Source organism: Burkholderia sp. SR8, assembly GCF_052851275.1.
Window position 1 is genome coordinate 1 of sequence record NZ_JAULUC010000066.1, and the last position, 1,459, is coordinate 1,459.

Consider the following 1,459-nt stretch of genomic DNA (forward strand, 5'->3'; position numbering starts at 1 on the left):
GTGCCCGAGGAGGACCCGCTGCAGAAGGTGCCGGAGCGGCGGGTTGAGGCGGCGGTGTTTTATTACCACTGTGACCAGATCGGTACGCCGCAGTTGCTGACCGATGGCGACGGCGACGTCGTATGGGAGGCATCGTATAAGGCGTGGGGCGAAGCGCGGGAGGTGATTGCGCGGGCGTCGAAAGCGGCGGGGATTGTGGCGAGGAATCCGTTGCGGTTTCAGGGGCAGCAGGTCGATGATGAGAGTGGGCTCGCTTATAACCGGTATCGATATTGCGATCCGGGCAGCGGCCGTTTCATCAGCAAAGACCCAATTGGACTGGCTGGCGGGATTAATGCGTATCTATATGCTGACAACCCAACACGGTGGATCGATCCGCTCGGCCTTGCTCGGTGCCCTTGCGATCCGTGTGGTAAATCTCGTCGGTCAAGTCTGAGAGACATTCGTCGGCAGCTCGGCATCCCCTTGTCTCAGCAGCCCATCAGCCAGAAAATGGTCCCGTTGACGGATTCCAGCGGAAATTGGCTTCTTGGCGACAACAACAAGCCCGTCATGACGCGGGAATTGACCTATCAGGTCGGTGGTAAAAATGTGGTCATCCAAGACCATTCCGCAGGCCACGTATTCGGAGAAGGGGGGATCGGCGATCAACCGTCGCACCACAACGTGCGCCCCGAAGAAAACACCCGCACAGGAAAGATCCAAGGAATGGATGATCACTATTACTTCGACTGCCGGAACAAGAAATGAACCTGATACAGCGGATCATGAATCCACAAGCCCTTACGGCGCTTTATGGGAGCGAAGCACCGCTTGATGGTGCCGAGATCATTGAGGTTCAACTCAAGCGGGACGAACCTCGACTGTCGATGAGAATCATGACCACTCAGAAGCCTGTTTCGCAGCCGAACCGATGGCCGAAAGACTATGACGTCGTCTATCTGAGCTTGTCATTTATCGGTGTTTCCGGCCTCTCCATCGGAGGGTGGGGGTTCGATAACATTGTTGCAGCGTTTGTATCGACCGTCGCCGATAATGTTGCTGCGATAGCGATCAATTGCAAGGAAGGCGCGTCGATTTCGTTGAACTACGACTGGGTTCGCGTAGAGGGAATCACATACGGCCATCTAGGTAGCGCCTAACTTTTTCCAGTACGCGCCACCCGGTGCGCTGGATCGACCCACTTGGGCTGGCTCGTTGCTCTTGCCAGCCGTTCTCAAAATGGGACGTTGGTCAGTACGACGGGTTCAGGAGGCGTTCAGCTTCAGGCGCCAATCGCCCAAGCGCACGCCTGCGGGTGAGCAGGAATACGAGTGGGACGAATTCGATCGCTTGCTGCGCGCGCGGGTTGCGGAGACGTCGCGGCAGAGTCAGGCGCGGTATTTCTACGACGCGTTCGGGCGCCGAATTGCGAAGGAGGTGAACGGCGAGCGGACGGTGTTCGGATGGGATGGTGACA

2 protein-coding genes and 1 pseudogene are annotated in these 1,459 nt (G+C 57.4%); all 3 read left to right on the top strand.

Going from position 1 to position 1,459, the window contains the following annotated elements; genetic code table 11:
- On the top strand, positions 1 to 750 hold a 750-nt coding region (locus tag Q3A80_RS31800), incomplete at its 5' end, for an RHS repeat-associated core domain-containing protein (protein ID WP_446332733.1).
- On the top strand, positions 747 to 1,142 hold the full coding sequence (locus Q3A80_RS31805) for an immunity 50 family protein (RefSeq protein ID WP_446332734.1): 396 nt from the start codon (positions 747 to 749) through the stop codon (positions 1,140 to 1,142). The genes Q3A80_RS31800 and Q3A80_RS31805, both read left to right, overlap by 4 nt.
- A 139-nt stretch (positions 1,143 to 1,281) precedes the next feature.
- Positions 1,282 to 1,459, top strand: a pseudogene (locus tag Q3A80_RS31810) (RHS repeat-associated core domain-containing protein); the annotation flags it as partial.

Coding starts and splice junctions, on each gene's coding strand:
- Q3A80_RS31805 (WP_446332734.1), top strand. CDS start 747: ATGAACCTGATACAGCGGATCATGAATCCACAAGCCCTTACGGCGCTT.